Source organism: Xanthomonas arboricola pv. juglandis, assembly GCF_001013475.1.
Classification (GTDB): domain Bacteria; phylum Pseudomonadota; class Gammaproteobacteria; order Xanthomonadales; family Xanthomonadaceae; genus Xanthomonas; species Xanthomonas arboricola.
Window position 1 is genome coordinate 86156 of the sequence record NZ_JZEF01000003.1, and the last position, 21573, is coordinate 107728.

Consider the following 21573-nt stretch of genomic DNA (forward strand, 5'->3'; position numbering starts at 1 on the left):
AAGCGGCGCAAGCCGGCGCAGGGACCGGCGCGGTGCCTGGGACCCGGAACGTGAGCCGGCACGTTCCGGGTCCCGGCTTCCATCACCTTCGATCGGCCTGCGGCTTGCGAAAAGTCGGCCTCAAAGCAGCGGCACCAGCAGCAGGGCCACGATGTTGATGATCTTGATCAGCGGATTGATCGCCGGCCCGGCGGTGTCCTTGTACGGGTCGCCTACCGTGTCACCGGTGATGGCGGCCTTGTGCGCCTCGCTACCCTTGCCGCCAAAGTGGCCGTCTTCGATGTACTTCTTGGCGTTGTCCCAGGCCCCGCCGCCGGTGGTCATCGAGATCGCCAGGAACAGGCCGGTCACGATCGTGCCGATCAACAAGCCGCCCAGGGCACGCGGGCCGAGCAGCAGCCCGACCACCACCGGCACCACCACCGGCAGCAGCGAGGGCAGGATCATTTCGCGGATCGCCGAGCGGGTCAGCATGTCGACTGCGCGGTCGTATTGGGGCTTGGCGGTGCCGGCCATGATCCCGGGAATCTCGCGGAACTGGCGACGCACTTCTTCGACCACCGCGCCTGCCGCGCGCCCCACTGCTTCCATCGCCATAGCGCCGAACAGATAAGGGATCAAGCCGCCGATCAACAAGCCGATGATCACGCTGTGGTCGGACAGGTCGAAGGCGAAGACCTCGCCGGGATTGGCCGCCTGCAGGTTGTGCGTGTAGTCGGCAAACAGCACCAGTGCGGCCAATGCGGCCGAGCCGATCGCATAGCCCTTGGTGACCGCCTTGGTGGTGTTGCCCACCGCATCCAGCGGGTCGGTGATGTTGCGCACTTCCGGCGGCAGCTCGGCCATCTCGGCGATGCCGCCGGCGTTGTCGGTGATGGGCCCGTACGCATCCAGCGCCACGATCATGCCCGCCATCGACAGCATTGCGGTCGCTGCGGTTGCAATGCCGTACAAACCGCCAAAATGAAACGCGCCCCAGATTGCCGCGCACACCGCTATGACCGGCAGCGCGGTGGATTTCATCGAGACGCCCAGGCCGGCAATGATGTTGGTGCCGTGGCCGGTGGTGCTTGCGGCGGCCACGTGCTGCACCGGCTTGTATTGGGTGCCGGTGTAGTATTCGGTGATCCAGACGATCAGGCCGGTGAGGACCAGGCCGATCAATGCGCAGGCATACAACGCCGTGGCGCCATGGATGTTGTCGCGCATCAGCGACTGGGTGATCGGCCAGTAGGCGAGTGCGGCCAATACGCCGGAAACGATCACGCCTTTATAGAGCGCGCCCATGATCGAGCCGCCCGCTTTGACCTTGACGAACGAGGCGCCCAGGATCGAAGCGATGATGGAGACACCACCCAGCACCAGCGGGTACAGCACCGCGTGCGGCCCGGTTTCGCTCAGCGTCAGACTGCCGAGCAACATCGTGGCGATCACGGTGACCGCATAGGTTTCGAACAGATCCGCCGCCATGCCGGCGCAGTCGCCGACGTTGTCGCCCACGTTATCGGCGATCACCGCCGGGTTGCGCGGGTCGTCCTCGGGAATGCCGGCTTCCACCTTGCCGACCAGATCGGCGCCCACATCTGCACCCTTGGTGAAAATACCGCCACCCAGGCGCGCGAAGATCGAAATCAGCGACGAGCCGAATGCCAGCCCTACCAGCGCATGCAGGTTGCGCTCCAGCGGCAGTCCCATCGCTTGCAGCACCGCGTAATAGCCTGCCACCCCGAGCAATCCCAGCCCCACCACCAGCATGCCGGTGATGGCGCCACCACGGAACGCCACATCCATCGCAGGGCCGATGCCATGGCGTGTGGCCTCGGCCGTGCGCACGTTGGCGCGTACCGACACGTTCATGCCGATATAGCCGGCCAGCCCCGACAGCACCGCACCGATCGCAAACCCGATGGCGGTATACCAACTCAGAAACAGCCCGACCAGGACAAACAGCACGCCGCCGGCAATCGAAATGGTGAGGTATTGCCGGTTGAGATACGCGCGTGCACCTTCCTGGATCGCGGCGGCGATCTCCTGCATGCGTGCGTTGCCGCTCGGCTGCGCGATCACCCAGCGTGCCGATACACCGCCATAGACGATTGCCAGGACCGCACACCCCAGCGCAAGTGATAACCCGTAGTGTTCCAGCATGACCCCTCCCAGAGAATGGATGTCGTCCGGTCGGGACGAACCAAGGGCGATGCACGCAGCGAGTGGGGTGGCGAATACGGACTCGATGGCCATGGAGGCCGTAATGCGCGTCGCGATGTTCGGGTGGCCGGATTGCGGGCGAGTATGCGCCCCGGCCTGCACCGCTGCCACCACCGCGGCTTTGGCGCGTCGTTCAGTCGCGGCATGACAGCCTGCGGCCAACGTGATCGAGCCGATCCAGGAGTGACTATGTCGAACCATGCCGCATCAAAATATGCCGTGACGATCGCTGCAGTACTGCTCAGCGCCCATGCGCTCGCTGCCGAACCGACACCCGAATTGAAACAGCGCCCGGCCGGCACCGCGCAAGCGGTCGGCGCCGTGCACACCCTGCGCCAGATTCCCGAAGCCTGTGCGCGCCTGGAAGGCGTGTTCACCGGCAATGCTGCACAGCCGTATACCTTGTCGGTGGTGCGCAGCAGTCCCACCTGCCAGCCACGCGCCCGCTTCGTGGATTACGCCAAGGCCACGCCCAGCGTCGCATCGGGCTGGATCTACAACGACGTGATCCGCGTCCCCAGCGCGGCCTGCCCCGCGCAGCAGGCGGTGGTGCGCATCTGGCGCAAACCGGTGGATGCCAAGCCGCAGCTCGACGGGCAAGGCCAGTCGCGCATCTACCTGGAAGACGCCAAGCAACAGGCTGCCGCCGGAAAGATTCCGCAGGTGCCGATGTTTGCTGCGCAGCAGACGATGGAAGGCAAGGCCTGTCAGTAACGCAGGCGTTCGCTTCAGTCACGCTATCGACGACAAACCCCGGCCAGGCCGGGGTTGTTTATATGACGCTTCGCAAGACCGCGATCTACCGTCGCAGCGGCGCATCCATCGATCAGTGCCGCAAAAAAACTGGACGATGAAGGTAAGCGCTGTATCGATGGCCGCATCCCGTGTCGCGGTGCATGAGCACGGAGGCAGATGTGCGAGCGGGCGTATGGGCGTGCAGTGTCCATTACCCCTTCCGATCGCCCACGCCGACGTTCATCCCGCCCACGTCGGCAGTTTTTTCGCCACTGCCACGTTCTTCAGCGTCACATACTTCGGCAACCCGTCGCTGCCGTAGGCCAGCGGCGCTTCGCCCTTGATCAACGGGGCGAAATAACGGCGGGCGCGCTTGGTGATGCCGAAGCCGTCCTTGCGCAGGAAGCTGGGCGGCATCTTCTTTTCGTGGTTGGCCACCTTGTGCAGCGGGGCCGGCACGATCTTCCAGCGGTACGGCGCGTCGCTGACGCGTTCGATCACCGGGATCACCGCGTTCATGCCCTTGAGTGCGTATTGCACCGCGGCCTTGCCGACCGCCTGTGCCTGTTCCCAGTCGGTCTTGGACGCCAGATGGCGCGCGGAACGCTGCAGGTAATCGGGCAGGGTCCAGTGCACCTTGTAGCCGAGTTCCTGCTTGACCTGCGCAGCGAGAAACGAGGCAACGCCGCCCAGTTGCGCATGGCCGAACGAATCGGCCGCGCCGCCGGCATCGGCGACGAAGCTGCCGTGTGCGTCCTGGATGCCTTCGCTGGCCACGACCACGCACCAGCCGACCTTTTCCACCACCTGCTTGACCTTGGCCAGAAACGCGGCCTGGTCGTAGGCCCGCTCGGGCAGCAGGATGATCTGCGGCGCGTCGTCCGGGCCCTGGCCGGCCAGGCCTGCGGCAGCGGCCAGCCAGCCGGCGTGGCGTCCCATCGCCTCGTAGATGAAGACCTTGGTCGAGGTGTCGGCCATGGCGGCGACATCCAGTGCGGCCTCGCGCACCGACACTGCGGTGTATTTGGCCGCCGAGCCGAAGCCGGGGCAGGTATCGGTCACCGCCAGATCGTTGTCGATGGTCTTGGGCACGCCGATGCAGTGCAGCGGGTAGCCATAGGCCTTGGCCAGCTGCGAGACCTTCCAGGCGGTATCGGCCGAGTCGTTGCCGCCGTTGTAGAGGAACCAGCGCACGTCATGCGCACGCAGCACATCGAGCAGGCGCTCGTACTTGGCGCTGTCTTCTTCCAGCGATTTGAGCTTGTAGCGGCACGAGCCGAACGCGCCACCCGGGGTCTGCGCCAGTGCGGCGATCGTGGCGGCGGACTCCTTTGAGGTGTCGATCAGCTCCTCGCGCAATGCGCCCAGGATGCCGTTGCGTGCGGCCAGCACCTTGATCTTGCGTGCGCGCGCCTCGGTGATCACGCCGGCGGCGGTGGCGTTGATGACGGCAGTGACGCCGCCGGATTGGGCATATAGCAAGTTGCCAGTAGACATAGGGGGGCGGGCTCCTCGATGGGACATGGCGCAGGGGACAGTGCCGGGACATTCCCCGGATGCGGTAAGCTGCACGACCATATGGTCAGCGCTGGCGAAGACCTGAGTCTAACGCCGCCCACCGCAACGCGTTTTTATTCGAAAGTGGAGTCCACTGATGCGATTGGTTCTGTTGGGACCGCCCGGTTCGGGCAAGGGTACCCAGGCGACACGTCTCAAAGACAAGTTTGAGATCCCGCATATTTCCACCGGCGATCTGCTGCGTGCCGAAGTGGCCGCCGGCTCGCCGCTGGGCCTGAAGGCCAAGGAAGTGATGGCACGCGGTGATCTGGTCTCCGACGAGATCCTGCTCGGCATGCTGGAGGCGCGGCTCGGTCAGGCCGATGTCGCCAAGGGTTTCATCCTCGACGGCTATCCGCGCAACGTGGCGCAGGCCAATGCGCTGGACGACCTGCTCGGCAAGATCGGTCAGCCGCTGGATGCGGTGGTGCAGCTGGATGTGGCCAGCGAATTGCTGGTCGAGCGCATCGCCGGCCGCGCCAAGGCCGAGGGCCGCGAAGACGACAATCCCGAGTCGGTGCGCAAGCGCCTGCAGGTCTATACCGACTCCACGGCACCGGTGATCGGTTTTTACGAGCAGCGCGGCAAGCTGGCACGCGTGGACGGCGTGGGCTCGCTGGATGACGTGCTGCAGCGTATCGGCACCGCGCTCGGTCGCTGAGCCGGTTGTGGGCCGGGCAGGGCGCCCGGTCCACCCGCCGCGTGCTGGCAGCTGGCGCGGCTCGCGCAACGCATTGATTGCACAAAAGAAAAACCCCGGACGTACAAGACGCCCGGGGCAGAATAACGCCAGTAATGAGCTTGCTCAGAGCCCCACAGCATGAGCTCCCTGGGGATTTGGCCTCTTGGGGAGTAGGACCAAAGGGGTGCTGCGACTGGCGTTCAGCATAGTGATGGATGTGACGCAGTTCGCATATCGGGAAATTCCCGACAGTACGGTAGGTGTTTCCTGACACTGCGCTCCGCAGCGAGGTGGAATGGCCGGCAACTCCGGCGATCGGCGACAATGCGTTCCATGACCAAACTCCACATCCTCGGCATCGCCGGGACTTTCATGGGCGGTGTCGCCGCCCTTGCGCGCGAGCTGGGCTGGCAGGTAGAGGGCAGCGACCAGGCCATCTATCCGCCGATGTCCACGCAGTTGGAAACCCTCGGCATCGCGCTGGCACAGGGCTACGCGCCGTCCAATATTTCGGCCGATGCCAGCGATGTCGTCATCGGCAATGCCTTGTCGCGCGGCAACCCGGCGGTGGAAGCGGTGCTCGATGCCGGCCGTCGCTACAGCTCCGGTGCGCAGTGGCTGGCCGAGCAGGTGCTGCCGAGCCGCGACACCCTGGCCGTGGCCGGCACCCACGGCAAGACCACCACCACCACGATCCTGAGCTATCTGCTGGAGGCCGCTGGGCGCGCGCCGGGCTTTCTGATCGGTGGCGTGGCCGAAGATTTCGGCGTATCGGCGCGGCTGGGCCAGGGACGCGAATTCGTGGTGGAAGCCGACGAATACGACACCGCGTTCTTCGACAAGCGCAGCAAGTTCGTGCACTACCGGCCGCTGGTGGCGATCCTCAACAACCTCGAGTACGACCACGCCGACATCTTTCCGGACGTGGCCGCGATCCAGCGCCAGTTCCATCATCTGGTACGCACGGTGCCGGCGCGCGGGCGGCTGATCGTCAACGGCGAGGATGCGCGCCTGGCCGAGGTGCTGGCGATGGGCTGCTGGACGCCGGTGGAGCGCTTCGGTTTCGATGCCTCTCTCGAGTGGAGCGCCCGCTTGATCGCCGCCGACGGCAGTGCGTTCGCGGTGTTGCAGCGTGGGCTGGAGATCGGCCAGGTGCAGTGGCCGCTGGTCGGGCGGCATAACGTGCTCAATGGATTGGCGGCACTGGCCGCCGTGCATGCGGTGGGCGTGGATCCGGCGACGGTGATGCCGGCGCTGGCGCGCTTTCAAAGCGTCAAACGGCGGCTGGAGCTGTTGGGGCAGGCGCGCGAGATCACCGTGTACGACGACTTCGCCCATCACCCCACTGCGATTGCGACCACCTTGCAGGGCTTGCGTGCGAAGGTTGGTGCGGCGCGCGTGCTGGTGGCAATGGAGCCGCGCAGCAATTCGATGCGGCTGGGCGCACATGCGCAGGCGTTGGCGCCGTCGTTGCGCGATGCCGATGCGGTGGTGTTTCTGCATCGCCCCGAACTGGCCTGGGATGCCGCACCGATCATCGCGCAGGTGCGCGGTGACGCGCACGTGGCGCATGACGTGGAGGCGTTGCTGCAGACACTGGGCGAGATTGCGCAGCCGGGCGACCATGTGGTGTTCATGTCCAATGGCGGTTTCGATGGCGCGCCGCGTCGCTTCCTGGCGCAATTGTCCCGATGACCGGCCTCACGACCACCGCCGACACCAGCGCCTTGCCGCTGTTTCCGCTGCACAACGTGCTGTTGCCGGGTGCGGCAATGGGCTTGCGCGTGTTCGAACGCCGCTATCTGGATCTGGTGCGCGAGAGCGGCCGCACCGGCAGTAGTTTCGGTGTGTGCCTGATCCTGGATGGCACCGAAGTCGGCGTGCCGGCAACACCGGCTGCGTTCGGCACCGAAGTGCGTATCGAGGATTTCGATGTCGGTGCCGACGGCGTGTTGGTGCTGCGCCTGCGTGGCACGCGTCGCTTCCGTGTGCAGCGCTCGCGCATCCGCGACAACGGGTTGGTGGTTGGCGAGGTGAGTTGGTGCGAGCCCGACAGCGACGACGAACTGCGGCCCGAGCATGGCCTGCTGGCAACCGTGCTCGAGCGCATGCTCGAACAAGTCGGCGGTGAATTCGCCTCTGCCGGGCCGGAGCTGCTGGACCAGGCGGCATGGGTCGGCTGGCGTCTGGCCGAACTGCTGCCGCTGACCGAGCAGCAGCGTCTGTCGCTGTTGCAGCTGGACGATCCGCATCGGCGCCTGGACCAGTTGCTGGCCTGGATGCCGTGACGCGGTGAGGCAGGCGCGCGCGTGACCCATCACCGCGCTTGCACCCTTGCAACGGCACACTCGCCACGCTTGAGTGCGCTCACGATGGCATCCATGCAGTGGATGCGCGCATGGGCGTCACTCGTTTTCGATCCACGGAGTGTGCCTTGATCATCGATGTCAAACCGCGTGTGGCGGATGTGTTCAGTCAGGTCTGGCGGACCCTGGCGGTGTTGTTCGTGTGGGACGTGTTGATCACGATCATCTACTACGTGCTGCCGTTCCGCGCGCCTGCGTTGCCGTTGACCATCTTCGGTTCGGCGCTGGCGTTGTTCCTGGGCTTTCGCGCCAACTCGACCTATCAGCGCTGGTGGGAAGGGCGTGTGCTGTGGGGCCAGATGATCAATGCATCGCGCAATCTGGTCCGCCTGAGCATCAGCATCCTGTCCGCACCGGAGGCGGCAGCGCTGGGCCGCACCATCGCGCTGCGCCAGATCGCCTACGTCAATGTGTTGCGCTGCCAGCTGCGCCGGCTTCCGGTGGCGATGGCGCTGGAGCCGCGTTTGCATGCCGACGAAGTGGCCGCGGTGATCACGCGCACCAATGTCGCCAATGGCCTGCTCGACACCACCGGGCGCAGCGTCGAACAGGCGCGTCGCGATGGCTGGATCGACAGCATTCAACAAGCCAGTGTCGAGCGCATCCTGGTGGATATCGCCAACGCGCAGGGCGGCATGGAACGGCTGAAAAATACGCCGTTGCCGTATCAATACCGCTTCTATCCGAACCTGTTTACGCGGCTGTTCTGCGTCTTGCTGCCGATCGGCCTGGTGGAGACGCTGCAATACGCAACGCCGGTGGGGTCGACGGTGGCGGGCCTGATGTTCCTGGCGGTGCTCAAGATCGGCGACGAGTTGGTCGACCCGTTCGCCAATACCATCCACGACCTGCCGCTGGACAGCATGTGCCGCACGGTGGAAATCGACGCGCTGCAGGCCATCGGCGAACAGGCGCCCGAGCCGATGCAGCCAGTGGATGGCGTGCTGTGGTGAGTGCATTGCGCCTGCACCGAAGCGGTTTGTACGTATCCAAACGGCGCTGAAGCGTAATCGAACGCTGCGGATGCGTCGGTTGCAGAGCGGCTGATCTGCGGCCTAGCTACAGGGGCCCTTGCCCGCCCATCGTCGCGGGATGCTGCCACCGAGCCTCCACGGACCGATGCACGGCGTGTCCCGCGAGCGGTGAGGACGCCGCGCGCTCGACCAACCAGGCTGGTGGCCTAGACATTCGGCTGCATCCACGCGATGCGGACACGTTGCCGCCATCGGTACAGCGTTCAAGAAGTTTTATTGGCAGTTCTTATCTACAGGACAACGCGTTCGTTGACCGATCGCTGTTGCCCGATCGATCAACGGCGCTGTTATGACGGACCCGATGCAGCTGGATCGGATGCCGTGGTGTCCGTCTGCGGTGCAGCGTTGTCTTCGTCCTCTCGCCGCAGCGCATTTCCCGACGTGCTGTCGATCAGGATCACCGGCACCTGCGAGCGGCGGCGCTGTTCCAGGCGATACGGCAACGGGTCCAGTGCCTGGCGCAAGGCGCTCAGTGCCGGGTCGACCCCACGCAGCGGATACCACAGGCCGATCAGGCTGAAGTGGCGGCTGTAGCGCAGCGTCTGCGTGCTGCCCACCCATAACGGTTGCGCGCCGGGCTGCAGGCGTGCGGCCGCTGGCCACAGGCGCAACACATGCACGTGGCCGGGCGCAGCATGACGCACCATCAGCAGGGCTTCGACCTGCGTGTCCAGCGTGGCCGGCAGGATCGGCACCTCGTCCGGGCGGCCGCTGACATCCAGCAGATGCAGCGCCTGTTCCCAGCCGGCTTGCGGTTGCACCCGCCAGCCGCGTGCTTCCAGCTGACGCTGCAGCGGTGCCAGCGGGCCGGCCAGTTGCACGTCCAGCGGCCAGCGCTGGTCGTCGTCGAATTCGTTGCGGCGTGCGGGCAGCAGGCGCCACTGGCCATTCCACCAGTCGCTGGCGGGCAACTCCATCAGCAACGGCGGCGGCGGTTCGAACCTGGCCAGCTTGGTGCCCAGGTTGCGCGGCGCGAACACGACCGCGCAGGTCAGGAAAACGCCGTAGAAGATCCACGAGACCGGCTTGACCCAGAACGCGCGGGTGGCGCGACGGCGATAGGCGATGCCCAGCACCAGCAGCCAGAAGATGCCGAACAGCATGCCGCCGACCACGTCGCTGAGCCAGTGCGCGCCCAGATACAGGCGCGCGAAGCCGATCAGCGACACGATCGCGCCGCTGACCAGGTACGGCCATACCCGGCGCCGGCCCGGCAGCTCGCGCGCGATCAGCAGCGCGAAGAAGCCAAAGCCGATCGTGGCCATGGTGACCGCTACCGACGGAAACCCGAAACCGTTGCTGGCCGCAGGCGGGCGTACGACCTGCACGGTGGCGCCCAGCAACTGGGTCAATGCCAGGCCGAAGGCCAGCGCGATCACCCAGTGCGCCACCGCCATCCAGCGGCGCCGCCAGGCCAGATAGCCCATCGCCGCCGCAATCGCCGGCAGCAGCACCTGCCAGTCGCCCAGCGACGCCAGCGCCACCATCGGGTAGTCGGCCAGCGGGTTGCGCAGCGCCAGCATCAGGTCGTGCACGGCCAGGTCCACGCGCAGCGGCTCGCCATGCGCCAGCACCACCATCAGCAACACGAACCAGCCCCAGCCCAGCAGCAACAGCATCAACGCCATCATCGCCAGCGGTACCGACTCGCGACGGCGCGGGTCGAATACGCTCACCGACCAGTTGCCCAGCACCGGATGCCGATGCGACCACTCCAGCAGGCGCGCCAGCAAGGCGTCCAGATGGCCGGCCGACCAGCGGTACGAGTACAGCACCATCGCCCAGGCCAGGCCGATCACTGCGGCCAGCAAGGCGACCACCACGAACAGGCGGCCGGCGACCGCGGCCACCGCGTCGTAGGCGGTGCCCAGCACCCAGCCGGGCACCAGGAACAGCAGCGCCCACGAGATGCAGGCCAGGCCGCTGGCGATCAGATAGCGTTTGAACGGCATGTGCGACATGCCGGCGATGGCCGGCACGAATGGCCGCACCGCGCCCACGTAACGTGCGATCAGGATGCTCTTGAAGGCATTGCGCCGGAACAGCAGCTCGCCACGCTCCAGCAGTTGCGGGTAACGGCGAAACGGCCAGTAGGTGTGCAACTGGTGGCCCCAACGATGGCCGACCCAGAAACTGAGCGCATCGCCGATGAAGGCGCCCAGGGTGGCGCAGGCCACCGCATACGGCCCGTTGATCTGACCCAGCCCGATCAGCACGCCGATGGCGAACAGCAACGGCAGCGCCGGCACGATGGCGCCAAGCACGATCACCGCATCGGAAAATGCGATGGCAAAGATCACCACGCCAGCCAGGGTGGGGTGGTGTCCGATCCACTCCAGCGTGGCGTCGATCCATGAATTCATCCCGCGATTATAGGTGGGCATGGCGACGAGGTGACTTGCGCCCTCGTCACATCGCTCGGTCCGCTTCACCTCGGGTTGCGGGCGGATCAGAGCGCACGCGAGCTTGACCGCAGGCAACGCCCGCTGTGGCGATGCAGGCGCCCCGCCTACAATGGGGGATGAGTGACGAACCCGCCGGCAACCTGCCGCTGAAGTCCGATACCTTCGGGCGCATCCTGCTGATCCGCGACGCCGATCGCCTGTTTGTGCGGCGTGACCTGAGCGCGGCGCCATGGCTGCTGCGCGGGGTGGCCTGGTGGCTGGCGCGACGCGAAGCCCTGGCCCTGCGCCAGCTCGATGGCCTGGCGCGGACACCGCGTCTGTTGCACTGGGACGGACGCCATCTGGACCGCAGCTATCTGGCCGGCGACGCGATGTACCAGCGCCCGCCGCGCGGCGATCTGGCCTACTTCCGCCGCGCGCGCAGGTTGTTGCAGCAACTGCACCGCCGCGGGGTGGCGCACAACGATCTGGCCAAGGAAGCCAACTGGCTGGTGCAGGACGACGGCAGCCCGGCGGTGATCGATTTCCAGCTGGCGGTACGCGGCAATCCGCGCGCGCCCTGGATGCGTCTGCTTGCACGCGAAGATCTGCGGCACCTGCTCAAGCACAAGCGCATGTATTGCCCGGCCGCGATCACCCCGGTGGAACGCCGCGTGCTCAAGCGCACCTCCTGGGTCCGCAAGCTGTGGTTCGCCACCGGCAAGCCGGTCTACCGCTTCGTGACCCGCCGCGTGCTGCATTGGGAAGACAACGAGGGGCGGGGGCCGAGGCCTTGAGGGGCGGGGAATCGAGAATCGGGAGTAGGGAATCGTTAGAGCACATCGCGGCAGCTGATCGTTCGTCGGCTACTGAACGTTCAAGGGGCTAAGCTTTTGCGATTCCCCATTCTCGATTCCCAATTCCCATGACCTTAAACGGCAAAACCCTCTTCATCACCGGTGCCTCGCGCGGGATCGGCCTGGCGATTGCGTTGCGGGCGGCGCGGGAAGGGGCAAATGTGGCGATTGCGGCCAAATCGGCAGTGGCCAATCCCAAGTTGCCCGGCACCATCCACAGCGCGGCCGCGGCGGTGACTGCGGCCGGTGGGCAGGCGCTGGCGCTCAAGTGCGATATCCGCGACGAAGCGCAGGTGCGTGCGGCGGTGGCCGCCACGGTCGATGCGTTTGGCGGCATCGATATCCTGGTCAACAACGCCAGTGCGATCTGGTTGCGTGGTGCGCTGGAGACGCCGATGAAGCGCTTCGACCTGATGCAGCAGGTCAACGCGCGTGGCAGTTTTCTGTGCGCGCAGGCGTGCCTGCCGCATCTGTTGCAGGCGCCCAATCCGCACATCCTCACGCTGGCGCCGCCACCGTCCTTGAACCCGGCGTGGTGGGGCGCGCATACCGGCTACACGCTGGCCAAGATGGGCATGAGCCTGGTGACGCTGGGGCTGGCAGCCGAGTTCGGCCCGCAAGGCGTGGCGATCAATGCGCTATGGCCGCGCACCGTGATCGCCACCGATGCGATCAACATGATCGATGGCGTGGATGCGGCCGCGTGTCGCCGGCCGGAGATCATGGCCGACGCGGCACATGCGGTGCTGACGCGCCAGGCGGCGGGATTTCATGGCCAGTTCCTGATCGACGACCAAGTGCTGGCCGAGGCCGGCGTCACCGACCTGAGCGGCTACGCGGTCGACCCGTCGCGCGCGTTGTTGCCGGACCTGTTTCTCGACTGAGCGCGGCCAACGGCCCGCGCGCGCAGCCGGCCTGGTATGGGTACGCCGTCAGCGGCGCATGCGGCCAGCGCGATTCGAAAAAATCGATACGGCGGACCCCAGCGGCCACGCCCCGGCGTGCAATCCAGGCCGTCGGCGCCCGGGCGTGAGCACAGGGAATTCACAGTCGTGTTTGCTATCGTGCGCGGCTGAAACCGTTTCCAACAGGGATGTACAGCGCGTGGCTTCGATGTTCCGTGTAGTCGTTCTGGCGGCGTCCGTGTCCGTCCTGGTGGCCGCTTGCGGCGGCAAGTCGCCGCCGCCTGCAAGCGATGCCAAGACGAGTGAAAAACAGCCGGACTCCCTGCAAGGCGTGACCGCAAAGCTCGGCGCCTACATCGACTGCTTCAACCGCATCGATGCGAAGGTGCACGCCGGCGCCAGGCAATACACCGGCTGGATGCAGGACCCATTCGCCGGCCCGACCGGTCGCGAATCCGGCATGACCGGTCCGTACGATATCGACGCCTACGACATGAAGCAGTGCGATGCGCCGGTCAACGCGGCCGCTGCGGCGAACCCGTCGCTGCCTGCATTGGACAAGGCGGCACGCGACTACCGCGCGGCATTGAAGGCGCTGCAGCCGATCAGTCACGCGGTAGCCGACTACTACACGCGTCAGGACTACGAAGACGACCAGTTCGCCAAGGGCAAGCAGCTGCACCCGGAGCTGATGGAGGTGCTGGCCACCTATGCCGATGCCAGCACCGCCTTCAGCGCCGAACTTGACACCCAAAACGACGCGGCGCAACGCGAAAAACTCAAGATGCTGGAGCAGGGCGAGGGCCGCACGCGCGAATACTACCGGCTGGCGATGATGCTCGACGCCAAGGAGATCGCCGATGCGCTGGAACAGGAGCAGTTCGACGTGCCACGGGTCAATACGCTGCTGGACGGCTTCAACCGCCTCTCCGACGAGGGGCATGCCAAGGTGGCCGATCAGGAACCGGGCAAGCTGGACTGGAATAGCTTCGAGACCGCTGCGGAGACCTTCCGCAGACAAGCCAAGGCGCGGGTGAAACGCGTGGTCGAAAGAACGCCCTATAGCAAGATGGAACAGGGCTGGCTGGATAACCCCTCGCTGGCGCCGGAGGGTTCGCCACGCGAGTTGCTCAACACGTACAACGCGCTGGTGTTCGAAAGCAATCGTCAGTAATTGCCGCGCTGCACCCGCCGCGCGCGTGCCGAGGGTGCGCCGCGCCAGATGTCATTCGGCCGCACGCTGCGGCAGCCACCTCGTTCAACCCATCACTGGAACCCAAGATGACCCTTCGACTTCGTTATGCGCCGCTCACCGCGGCGATGGCTTTCGCCGCGCTGCTTGCCGGCTGCCAGAAAGACGCACCCGCCGCCGCAGTGGAAGGCGCCGACAAGATCAATGCCTACATCACGTGCTTCAACGGCGTCGAGCAGCCGATCCATGAGAGCTACCAGCAATATGTCGAGTGGATGCAGGACCCCGAGGCTGGCCCGACCGGCAAGGAAAGCGGTATCCATGCACCGGGCACGGTGCTGTCGCATCACGTGGACGAATGTGGTGCGCCGATGACTGCGGCGCTGGCGCAAACACCGGCCAACCCCGAGCTCGATCCGGTGGCCAAGACCTATCAGGAACGGTTCACCGCACTCAACGAGCGTATCGGCGAAGCGGTGCGCTACTACGACCGCGAGGATTATCTGCGCGACGACGGCAAGGGCATGAAGGCGCTGCACGCGCCGCTGATGCAGGCCTATCAGGCCTTCTTCGAAGCCGGTGAAGCCATGAATGCCGCACTCGAACGTAACGAAGACATGCGTCGCCAGGCGCAGATCGATGCGATCGAAAAGGAAGAAGGTCGCAGCGCCTCCTGGTATCACCTGAAGATCATCGGCGAAGGCAAGCAGCTGGTGCAGGTGCTCGACAGCGATACGCCGGATCTTGCCGCAGCGCAGTCCCAGCTCGCGCGTTACCAAGGCATTCTGGAAGAGGCGCAGAAAGCCAAGGTCGGCCAGGGCGATGCGATGTGGGGCCACATGGAACGCTCCGCCGACAAGCTGGCGCGCGAGTCCGGGCGACTGGTCGAACGTATCCGCACCAAGACACCATTGAACCAGAGCGAGCAGATGCTGCTGGAGAGCGGCTCCATGCCGCCGGGCGGCACCCGCCAGGCCGTGCTCGCCAGCTACAACGATCTGATCGACATGAGCAACCGCATGTCGCATTGATGCTGTGCAGGCACTCCTGTCGCGTTGTGTAAGCGCATCGCGCACTGCTCTTACCGTGCACACCGACTATCTCGACAGGTCCTTGCCCGCCCATCGTCGCGGGACCTTACGCGGCATGGATGCCGCGTAAGAGCCTACAGGGACGTACTTGCGGCGTGTCCTGCGATGGTGGGCGGGCAAGGACTCTGCAGTAAAGTCGCAGATCCGCAGCTATCCAACTGACCTATCCGTGCTGACCACGCCTTCGGAGCACGACACCCAAAGCAATCGAGACTTGAAACGTTGGCGTCGTTTCGTCGTGATCAGATGCTTAAGTCAAAAGCCTGGTCAGTCGAGAGCGCGATGCCCTCACCGCTTGCGGGACACGCCGTGAATCCGTCCATGGAGGCTCCTTCGCGGCATCCATGCCGCCAAGGGTCCCGCAACCGGCAAGGGCGCCGCACCGGAGAGTTTGGTCGGTGGCCGCTTGAAAGCGGCTTGCCGCGTGGCATGCATCGGACGTTACGCCAGCGCATCAGTAGCGAACAACGCGCATCACGCACTGCTCTTGCCGCTCTTCACTGTGCACACCGAGCATCTCGACAGGGTCCTTGCCCGCCCACCGTCGCGGGACCTTACGCGGCATGGATGCCGCGTAAGAGCCTACAGGGACGTACTTGCGGCGTGTCCTGCGATGGTGGGCGGGCAAGGGCCCTGCAGCAAAGCAACAGATCATCCGCTTTACGACTGATCTATCAGCACTACCCAAGTCCATCGAAACACAACACATAAAGAAATCAAGACCTGGAAGCGTGACCGTGTTTAGGCGCGATCAGATGTTCAGATCAAAAGTTCGGTGAGTCGACGGAGCGATGCCCTCACCGCTCGCGGGACACGCCGCAAATCCGTCGCTGAAGGCTCTAGCGGCAAGCGTCCCACAATCGGCAAGGGCATCGCGCCTGTCAGCCTGGTGGTGTGCCGATTGGAACCGCAAAGCCGCCTGCGGCACCTTCTCGGCGCGCAGGCGTTGCGTCAAGTCCGCAGCACCGCTTCAGCCGTTGGAGATCTCCGGTAGCGGCTCGGCACACTGGCGGCAATAGCGTGCATCGGGCGCGTGGCCTTCCAGCCCGCAACGTGGGCAAGTGCGCGTATCGCGCTTGCCGGTGTGGCCACCTTCGCGCAGCGTGCTGGCCAGTTCGGCGGTATAGATGCCGGTGGGCACGGCGATGATGCTGTAGCCGATCAGGATCAGGGCCGAGGTAATGAAGCGGCCCAGCGTGGTCTGCGGCACCATGTCGCCAAAACCCACGGTGGCCATGGTCACGATGGCCCAGTACATGCTGGTCGGGATGCTGGTGAACCCGTGTTGCGGGCCTTCGATCACATACATGGTGGCGCCGGCGATCACGGTGATGGTGAGCACGCTGAACAGGAGCACCAGCACCTTGCGCCGGCTGCGCCACAGCGCGTCCACCAGTTGCCCGCTTTCTTCGATGTAGCGGGTGAGCTTGAGGATGCGGAACAGGCGCAGGATGCGCAGCACGCGCACCACCAGCAACGTCTGCGCACCTGGCACGAAGAACGACAGATAGCTGGGCAGGATCGAGAGCAGGTCGATCACGCCCCATACGCTCAGTGCGTAATGCAGCGGGCGCCGCACCACCGCCAGGCGCAACGCGTATTCGATGGTGAACAGGACCGTGAACGCCCATTCCAGCGGCACCAGCCAGTGCGCCGAATGCGAATGGATGCGCGGCACGCTGTCAATCATGATCACCACCACGCTGGTGAGGATCGCCACCACCAGCATCAGGTCGTAGTGCGCGATGGGCCGGTGTCGTGCCGGTAGATGATGTCGAACCATTGCCGGCGCCAGCCGTGGTCGGTGGCGGGAGTGAGCTGAGGATCGGAGAAGGGGCGCATCCGCGCATTGTGCCGCAGGCCGGCGAATGCGCGAGAATGCGCGTTCTCCCTCCGCTTCTGTGACCCACCATCATGAGCACCGCTGCCGATTCGCCCCTGTCCCTCGCGCATTACTACCTGCCGGTGTATCGCCCGCGCCAGGTGGTGCTGGAGCGTGGCCAGGGCAGTCGCGTGTGGGACGACCAGGGCCGCGCGTATGTGGATCTGTCCGCCGGCATCGCGGTCAGCGGGCTGGGCCACAACGATCCGGACCTGATGGCCGCGCTGACCGAGCAGGCCGGCAAGCTGTGGCACACCAGCAATGTGTTCTTCAGCGCACCGCCGCTGAAGCTGGCCGAAGAGCTGGTCACCGCCTCGCGCTTCGCGCACAAGGTGTTCCTGTGCAATTCGGGTACCGAGGCCAACGAAGCGGCGATCAAGCTGGTGCGCAAGTGGGCCAGCAGTCAGGGCCGCCCGGCCGACAAGCGCGTGATCGTGACCTTCCGCGGCAGCTTCCATGGGCGCACCCTGGCGGCGGTCACCGCCACCGCGCAGCCCAAGTACCAGGAAGGCTACGAACCGCTGCCCGGCGGGTTTCGCTATGTGGACTTCAACGATGTCGCCGCGCTGGAAGCGGCCATGGCCTCGGGCGATGTGGCCGCGGTGATGGTCGAGCCGATCCAGGGCGAGGGCGGGGTGATGCCGGCGGCGCCGGGCTTCCTGGGCCGCGTGCGTGCGCTGTGCGACCAGCACGATGCGCTGCTGGTGCTGGACGAGATCCAGTGCGGCATGGGCCGTACCGGCACGCTGTTCGCGCATTGGCAGGAGCAGGTGACGCCGGACATCGTGACGCTGGCCAAGGCGCTGGGTGGCGGCTTCCCGATCGGCGCAATGTTGGCCGGCCCCAAGGTGGCCGAAACCATGCAGTTCGGCGCGCACGGCACCACCTTCGGCGGCAACCCGCTGGCCGCGGCGGTGGCGCGCGTGGCGCTGCGCAAGCTGGCTTCGCCGCAGATCGCCGAGAACGTAGCGCGTCAGTCTGCGGCGCTGCGCGCCGGCCTGGAGGCGCTCAACGCCGAGTTCGGCCTGTTTGCCCAGATCCGCGGACGTGGCTTGATGCTGGGCGCGGTGCTGGCGCCGGCGCATGCCGGGCAGGCCGGCGCGATCCTGGATTTTGCCGCCAAGCATGGCCTGCTGTTGCTGCAGGCCGGGCCGGATGTGCTGCGCTTCGTGCCGGCACTGAATCTGACCGATGCCGAGCTGGCCGATGGGTTGGAACGCCTGCACCTGGCCATTGCCGAGTACGTGGCGCAGAAGTGATGGAGTCCTGCGCTTTCTGCGCCGTCGTGGCGGGTGCCGCGCCGGTGAGCGTGGTGGGGTAAGAGGCGCGGGCCGTTGCGTTTCTTCGACGCGTTCAACGCTGCGAGCAGCGTCTTGCGTCATCCTTGAGGGTGATCAGTGCTTCGCGATGCTCAACGATTCCCGATTCCCGATTCCCGATTCCCCAATCCCCAATCCCCAATCCCCAATCCCGGCTCTTCACCCCAGCCCATACCGCTTCAGCACCCGCCGCAAGGCTCGCGCATCGCGCACCGTGTCCGCATGCAGGCCGGCAGCGCGGGCGCCGCGGACGTTGACGAATAGATCGTCGACAAACAACGTGCGCGCAGCACTAGCATCCAGTTGTGCAAGCGCGCGCTGATACACCTGCACATCGGGCTTGCGGCCGCCGAGCGCGCCGCTACACAGCACGCGGCCCTGCAATAACGGAAACAGCGGCGGCACGATCCGCTCAATCGCTTCCGCCATCAATGGCCCGTTGTTGGTGAGCACCGCCACCGCGGTGGTTGCCGCCACCGCCAGCACCTGCGTCAGCACCGCCGGGTCGGCGCGGCATGCCGCTACGCGTGCGTCGATCCAGATGGCGCGATCGATCGCGCAGCCAAGGCCGTCGCTGAGCTGCGCCAGATAGGCCGGCGTGTCGATCACCCCGGCGTCGTAGGCGCGCTCCAGGCCCTGCTCGAACAACACCTGTTGCACACGTTGCGGCGTGCACGCCGCCGCATTGGCAAGCGCCGCCACACGGCGCGGCCGCGAATAGCTGGCCAGCACGCCGTCGAAATCGAGCAGTAACAGGGACGGTGCTGCAGGCGGCATGGGCGGACTCGGGATGTGGCGGGGCAGCGTTGTCGATTCGCCGCGGCATGGCAAGCGTGCAAGACCTGGTATGTCCGGATCCACGCAGGTGGGTGGGGATAGTACCTATTCAGATCGTTGAATTCGGCAGCAACCTACCCACCCACGCCGCCCCTACCCTCCGCGCGGCACTTGCGGTGGAACTGTGCTGGGTATGGTCGATGCATGCCGCATCCGCGGTGTCAGCCGGTCTTGGGGAGCGGGCCCGGTCACTCAGCACGTCACACCATCCAGGGGGTCGATTGCATGCGCAAGCGCTTGAACACCGATCAACTGGCGGCGTCGGTCGCCGCCATTCTCACCACTGCCACGCGTGGTCGCACGCTGGCTTCGATGACCTTGGTGCTGGCTGGCGCACACAGCCTGCCCGTCCTGGCACAGGAAGCGCGCACGCTGGACGCGGTTAGCGTGGTCGGTACCGGCTCCACGCGCACCACGGCCTCGATCTCCGTTGCCGAGATCCAGGCCCAGGTGCCCGGCGTGGCACCGCAGCAGTTACTGGCGAGCCTGCCCGGCGTGAATGTGCAGACCACCGATCCGTTCGGGCTGTACGAATTCGGCGACTCGATGACCATCCGCGGCTTTTCCGCCAACCAGATCGGCGTGACCCTGGACGGCATTCCGATCGAAACCTTCGACACCCGCGAAGGCGGCCCGATCACCCGCTACGTGTCCAGCGAGAACCTGCTCGACGTCACCGTGTCGGCCGGTTCCGGCGATGTCACCCAGCCTTCCTACCACGCACTTGGCGGTGCGATCCGCTACACCAGCCTGCCCCCGAAAGGCGGCGACAGCTGGAGCGGCAATCTCACCCAGACCATCGGCTCGGACGATCTGGTACGCAGTTTCGTGCGGCTGGATACGCCGGATTGGTGGGAAGGCGGCCCCAGCGCCTATCTGTCTGCCTCGCGCACGCAGGGCGGGGTGTGGGACATGGAACCGGCCACGCAGAAGAGCGATCACTTCGAAGCCAAGATCCGCCAGGCCTGGGACGTGGGCCACCTGACCCTGGGCTGGATCTACAACAACCGCAAGGACTACGACGTGCAGTCGTACAACTCCGACGGCTCGGTCGCATGGGATCTGCACGAACGCATCACCGGCAATCCGGAAGTGGATGCCGAGCATTACAGCGAATGGCAGAACGGCCGCCGCGACTCGCTGCTCAGCCTGCACGGCGATTTCCTGTTCAACGATGCGATCGGTTTCACCTTCACCGGCTACTACGAGAACAAGCATGGTTACGGCGTCGGCGGCACGCCGCCGAGCACGGCTACTGGCCTGTACAACGATGCCATCGCTGGTACGCCGGGGCGCACCGACATCGCCATCAACGACCCGCAGATCGTCGATGCCAATGGCAATGTCACCCGTGTCGGTGCGATGACGCGGCGCGAGGAAATCATGGGCGGCGATCGCTACGGCGTGACCACCGCGGTGTCGTGGGAGACCGAGCACAACAAGCTCGAAGTCGGTGCGTGGTACGAGAACTACGACTTTGACCAGGTGCGCCCGCTGTACAACCTGGATCCGGCCACCGGTGCATTGCTCAAGGGTTCGCTGCCGATCGTCATCTACTACGACAACCATTTCTCCACCGAGGTGAAGCAGCTCTACATCAAGGACACGCTGCGCCTGCTCGATGACCGGCTCACCATGGAGTTCGGTGCCAAGGGCCTGGATGTCAAACGCGACTACAACGGCATCGCCAATCTCGATGACTTCAATGTCGGTGTGCGCCGCGATGTCACCATCAAGAACAGTGACTGGTTCCAGCCGCAGGTCGGCGCCAGCTTCCAGCTCGCCGAGGGCGTGCAGGTATTCGCCAACTACGCGGAGAACTTCAGCTCGGCGCCGCGGCTGGCGTTGACCTCGGGCGCATTCAATCCGGATATCGCGCCGGAGGAATCCACCAATATCGATATCGGCATCCGCGCCGAATCCAGCCAGTGGAGCGGCTACGTCGCCGCCTACAAGATCGATTACGAAAACCGCATCATCGCGCTGACCGACCCGGATCCATTGGTGGTCGCGCCCACGATCTACGCCAACGTCGGCGACGTGCAGACCTATGGCGCGGAAGTGTCCGGCATGTGGAAGCCGGCTCCGGGCTGGCGGCTGGGGGCGTCGCTGACCTGGAACAAATCCGAGTTCCAGGACAACTATTTCGGCCCGGTCAGCGGCAATCTGGTGCAGGTGGAAGGCAACGAAGTGCCGGACTCGCCCAAGGTGATGTTCAGCCTCAACGGCGGTTGGGAGGGCGAGCATTTCTTCGCCAACCTCGATACCAAATACACCGGCAAGCGCTACGGCGACACGCTCAATACCGACCAGGTGGATGCCACCTTCATCGTCAACGGCAGCCTCGGCTATCAGGGCGAGGATGCCGGGTTCCTGGCCGGTGGGCGGCTGCAGTTGTCGGTCTACAACCTGTTCGACAAGGACGATGCGATCGGTGCGGTGTTCCCGAACGAGAGTTCCGGCTCGTACCAGTTGATCGCACCGCGCCAGCTGTTCGCCAGTCTGTCCTACAAGTTCTGAGGCG

The 21573-nt window shown here is 65.5% G+C and carries 15 protein-coding genes and 1 pseudogene; 11 read left to right on the forward strand and 5 right to left on the reverse strand.

Annotation, left to right across the window (positions count from 1 at the left end):
* Positions 1-120: 120 nt before the first annotated feature.
* Positions 121-2148 carry a sodium-translocating pyrophosphatase gene (locus XARJCFBP2528_RS11220; protein WP_047124711.1) on the reverse strand — a complete coding sequence of 676 codons (2028 nt, stop codon included), beginning with the start codon at positions 2146-2148 and terminating at the stop codon, positions 121-123.
* Positions 2149-2397: 249 nt separating this feature from the next.
* On the opposite strand from XARJCFBP2528_RS11220, the gene XARJCFBP2528_RS11225 reads away from it, so the two are divergent.
* On the forward strand, positions 2398-2922 hold the full coding sequence (locus XARJCFBP2528_RS11225) for a hypothetical protein (RefSeq protein ID WP_016902684.1): 525 nt from the start codon (positions 2398-2400) through the stop codon (positions 2920-2922).
* A gap of 261 nt (positions 2923-3183) precedes the next feature.
* Here XARJCFBP2528_RS11225 and XARJCFBP2528_RS11230 read toward each other — a convergent pair whose 3' ends face one another.
* A complete protein-coding gene (locus tag XARJCFBP2528_RS11230) occupies positions 3184-4440 on the reverse strand; it encodes a 6-phosphofructokinase (protein WP_026064367.1) in 1257 nt (418 codons plus the stop codon).
* Positions 4441-4597: 157 nt separating this feature from the next.
* Between XARJCFBP2528_RS11230 and XARJCFBP2528_RS11235 the strand changes: the two genes are divergently transcribed.
* The 4 genes from XARJCFBP2528_RS11235 to XARJCFBP2528_RS11250 all read left to right on the forward strand — a co-directional run bounded on the left by XARJCFBP2528_RS11235 (position 4598) and on the right by XARJCFBP2528_RS11250 (position 8501).
* The gene (locus XARJCFBP2528_RS11235) at positions 4598-5161 is read left to right on the forward strand and encodes an adenylate kinase (RefSeq protein WP_016902686.1); all 564 of its coding nucleotides are present in this window, start codon (positions 4598-4600) and stop codon (positions 5159-5161) included.
* A gap of 345 nt (positions 5162-5506) precedes the next feature.
* Positions 5507-6877, forward strand: a complete 1371-nt coding sequence (gene mpl, locus XARJCFBP2528_RS11240) for a UDP-N-acetylmuramate:L-alanyl-gamma-D-glutamyl-meso-diaminopimelate ligase (protein ID WP_026064368.1) — start codon at positions 5507-5509, stop codon at positions 6875-6877.
* Positions 6874-7470 (forward strand): LON peptidase substrate-binding domain-containing protein, encoded by a 597-nt coding sequence (locus XARJCFBP2528_RS11245; RefSeq protein ID WP_016902688.1) that lies wholly within the window; start codon positions 6874-6876, stop codon positions 7468-7470. The genes mpl and XARJCFBP2528_RS11245 overlap by 4 nt, the downstream gene beginning before the upstream one ends.
* A 146-nt stretch (positions 7471-7616) precedes the next feature.
* Complete coding sequence (locus XARJCFBP2528_RS11250) at positions 7617-8501, forward strand: bestrophin family protein (protein WP_026064438.1); 885 nt, start codon at positions 7617-7619, stop codon at positions 8499-8501.
* A 368-nt stretch (positions 8502-8869) separates the two neighbouring features.
* On the opposite strand, the gene XARJCFBP2528_RS11255 is transcribed toward XARJCFBP2528_RS11250, so the two are convergent.
* Positions 8870-10945 carry a bifunctional DedA family/phosphatase PAP2 family protein gene (locus tag XARJCFBP2528_RS11255; protein ID WP_016903009.1) on the reverse strand — a complete coding sequence of 692 codons (2076 nt, stop codon included), beginning with the start codon at positions 10943-10945 and terminating at the stop codon, positions 8870-8872.
* 158 nt (positions 10946-11103) lie between these two features.
* Between XARJCFBP2528_RS11255 and XARJCFBP2528_RS11260 the strand changes: the two genes are divergently transcribed.
* From XARJCFBP2528_RS11260 to XARJCFBP2528_RS11275, 4 genes are all read left to right on the forward strand, one after another.
* Entirely contained in the window at positions 11104-11763 is a 660-nt protein-coding gene (locus tag XARJCFBP2528_RS11260) for a serine/threonine-protein kinase (RefSeq protein WP_016903010.1), read from the forward strand.
* Between the two features lie 128 nt (positions 11764-11891).
* Positions 11892-12707, forward strand: coding sequence for an SDR family oxidoreductase (locus XARJCFBP2528_RS11265; protein WP_016903011.1), 816 nt, complete (start codon positions 11892-11894; stop codon positions 12705-12707).
* 220 nt (positions 12708-12927) lie between these two features.
* Entirely contained in the window at positions 12928-13902 is a 975-nt protein-coding gene (locus XARJCFBP2528_RS11270) for a YiiG family protein (RefSeq protein WP_026064439.1), read from the forward strand.
* Between the two features lie 107 nt (positions 13903-14009).
* Positions 14010-14951, forward strand: coding sequence for a YiiG family protein (locus XARJCFBP2528_RS11275; protein WP_026064440.1), 942 nt, complete (start codon positions 14010-14012; stop codon positions 14949-14951).
* Positions 14952-15981: 1030 nt separating this feature from the next.
* On the opposite strand, the pseudogene XARJCFBP2528_RS11280 reads toward XARJCFBP2528_RS11275, so the two are convergent.
* Positions 15982-16853: pseudogene (locus tag XARJCFBP2528_RS11280) on the reverse strand (ion transporter).
* A 72-nt stretch (positions 16854-16925) separates the two neighbouring features.
* Here XARJCFBP2528_RS11280 and XARJCFBP2528_RS11285 point away from each other — a divergent pair.
* Positions 16926-18152, forward strand: a complete 1227-nt coding sequence (locus XARJCFBP2528_RS11285) for an acetylornithine transaminase (RefSeq protein WP_016903015.1) — start codon at positions 16926-16928, stop codon at positions 18150-18152.
* Between the two features lie 219 nt (positions 18153-18371).
* On the opposite strand, the gene XARJCFBP2528_RS11290 is transcribed toward XARJCFBP2528_RS11285, so the two are convergent.
* Positions 18372-18989, reverse strand: coding sequence for an HAD-IA family hydrolase (locus XARJCFBP2528_RS11290; RefSeq protein WP_016903016.1), 618 nt, complete (start codon positions 18987-18989; stop codon positions 18372-18374).
* A gap of 297 nt (positions 18990-19286) precedes the next feature.
* Between XARJCFBP2528_RS11290 and XARJCFBP2528_RS11295 the strand changes: the two genes are divergently transcribed.
* A complete protein-coding gene (locus XARJCFBP2528_RS11295; RefSeq protein ID WP_026064441.1) occupies positions 19287-21569 on the forward strand; it encodes a TonB-dependent receptor in 2283 nt (760 codons plus the stop codon).
* Positions 21570-21573: the final 4 nt, after the last annotated feature.

What these genes read in the sequence shown, in the direction of transcription:
- XARJCFBP2528_RS11225 (WP_016902684.1), top strand. Translation starts at nt 2,398, where the DNA reads ATGTCGAACCATGCCGCATCAAAATATGCCGTGACGATCGCTGCAGTA.
- XARJCFBP2528_RS11245 (WP_016902688.1), top strand. Translation starts at nt 6,874, where the DNA reads ATGACCGGCCTCACGACCACCGCCGACACCAGCGCCTTGCCGCTGTTT.
- XARJCFBP2528_RS11230 (WP_026064367.1), bottom strand. Translation starts at nt 4,440, where the DNA reads ATGTCTACTGGCAACTTGCTATATGCCCAATCCGGCGGCGTCACTGCC.
- mpl (WP_026064368.1), top strand. Translation starts at nt 5,507, where the DNA reads ATGCGTTCCATGACCAAACTCCACATCCTCGGCATCGCCGGGACTTTC.
- XARJCFBP2528_RS11275 (WP_026064440.1), top strand. Translation starts at nt 14,010, where the DNA reads ATGACCCTTCGACTTCGTTATGCGCCGCTCACCGCGGCGATGGCTTTC.
- XARJCFBP2528_RS11220 (WP_047124711.1), bottom strand. Translation starts at nt 2,148, where the DNA reads ATGCTGGAACACTACGGGTTATCACTTGCGCTGGGGTGTGCGGTCCTG.
- XARJCFBP2528_RS11285 (WP_016903015.1), top strand. Translation starts at nt 16,926, where the DNA reads ATGAGCACCGCTGCCGATTCGCCCCTGTCCCTCGCGCATTACTACCTG.
- XARJCFBP2528_RS11265 (WP_016903011.1), top strand. Translation starts at nt 11,892, where the DNA reads ATGACCTTAAACGGCAAAACCCTCTTCATCACCGGTGCCTCGCGCGGG.
- XARJCFBP2528_RS11255 (WP_016903009.1), bottom strand. Translation starts at nt 10,945, where the DNA reads ATGAATTCATGGATCGACGCCACGCTGGAGTGGATCGGACACCACCCC.
- XARJCFBP2528_RS11235 (WP_016902686.1), top strand. Translation starts at nt 4,598, where the DNA reads ATGCGATTGGTTCTGTTGGGACCGCCCGGTTCGGGCAAGGGTACCCAG.
- XARJCFBP2528_RS11260 (WP_016903010.1), top strand. Translation starts at nt 11,104, where the DNA reads ATGAGTGACGAACCCGCCGGCAACCTGCCGCTGAAGTCCGATACCTTC.
- XARJCFBP2528_RS11290 (WP_016903016.1), bottom strand. Translation starts at nt 18,989, where the DNA reads ATGCCGCCTGCAGCACCGTCCCTGTTACTGCTCGATTTCGACGGCGTG.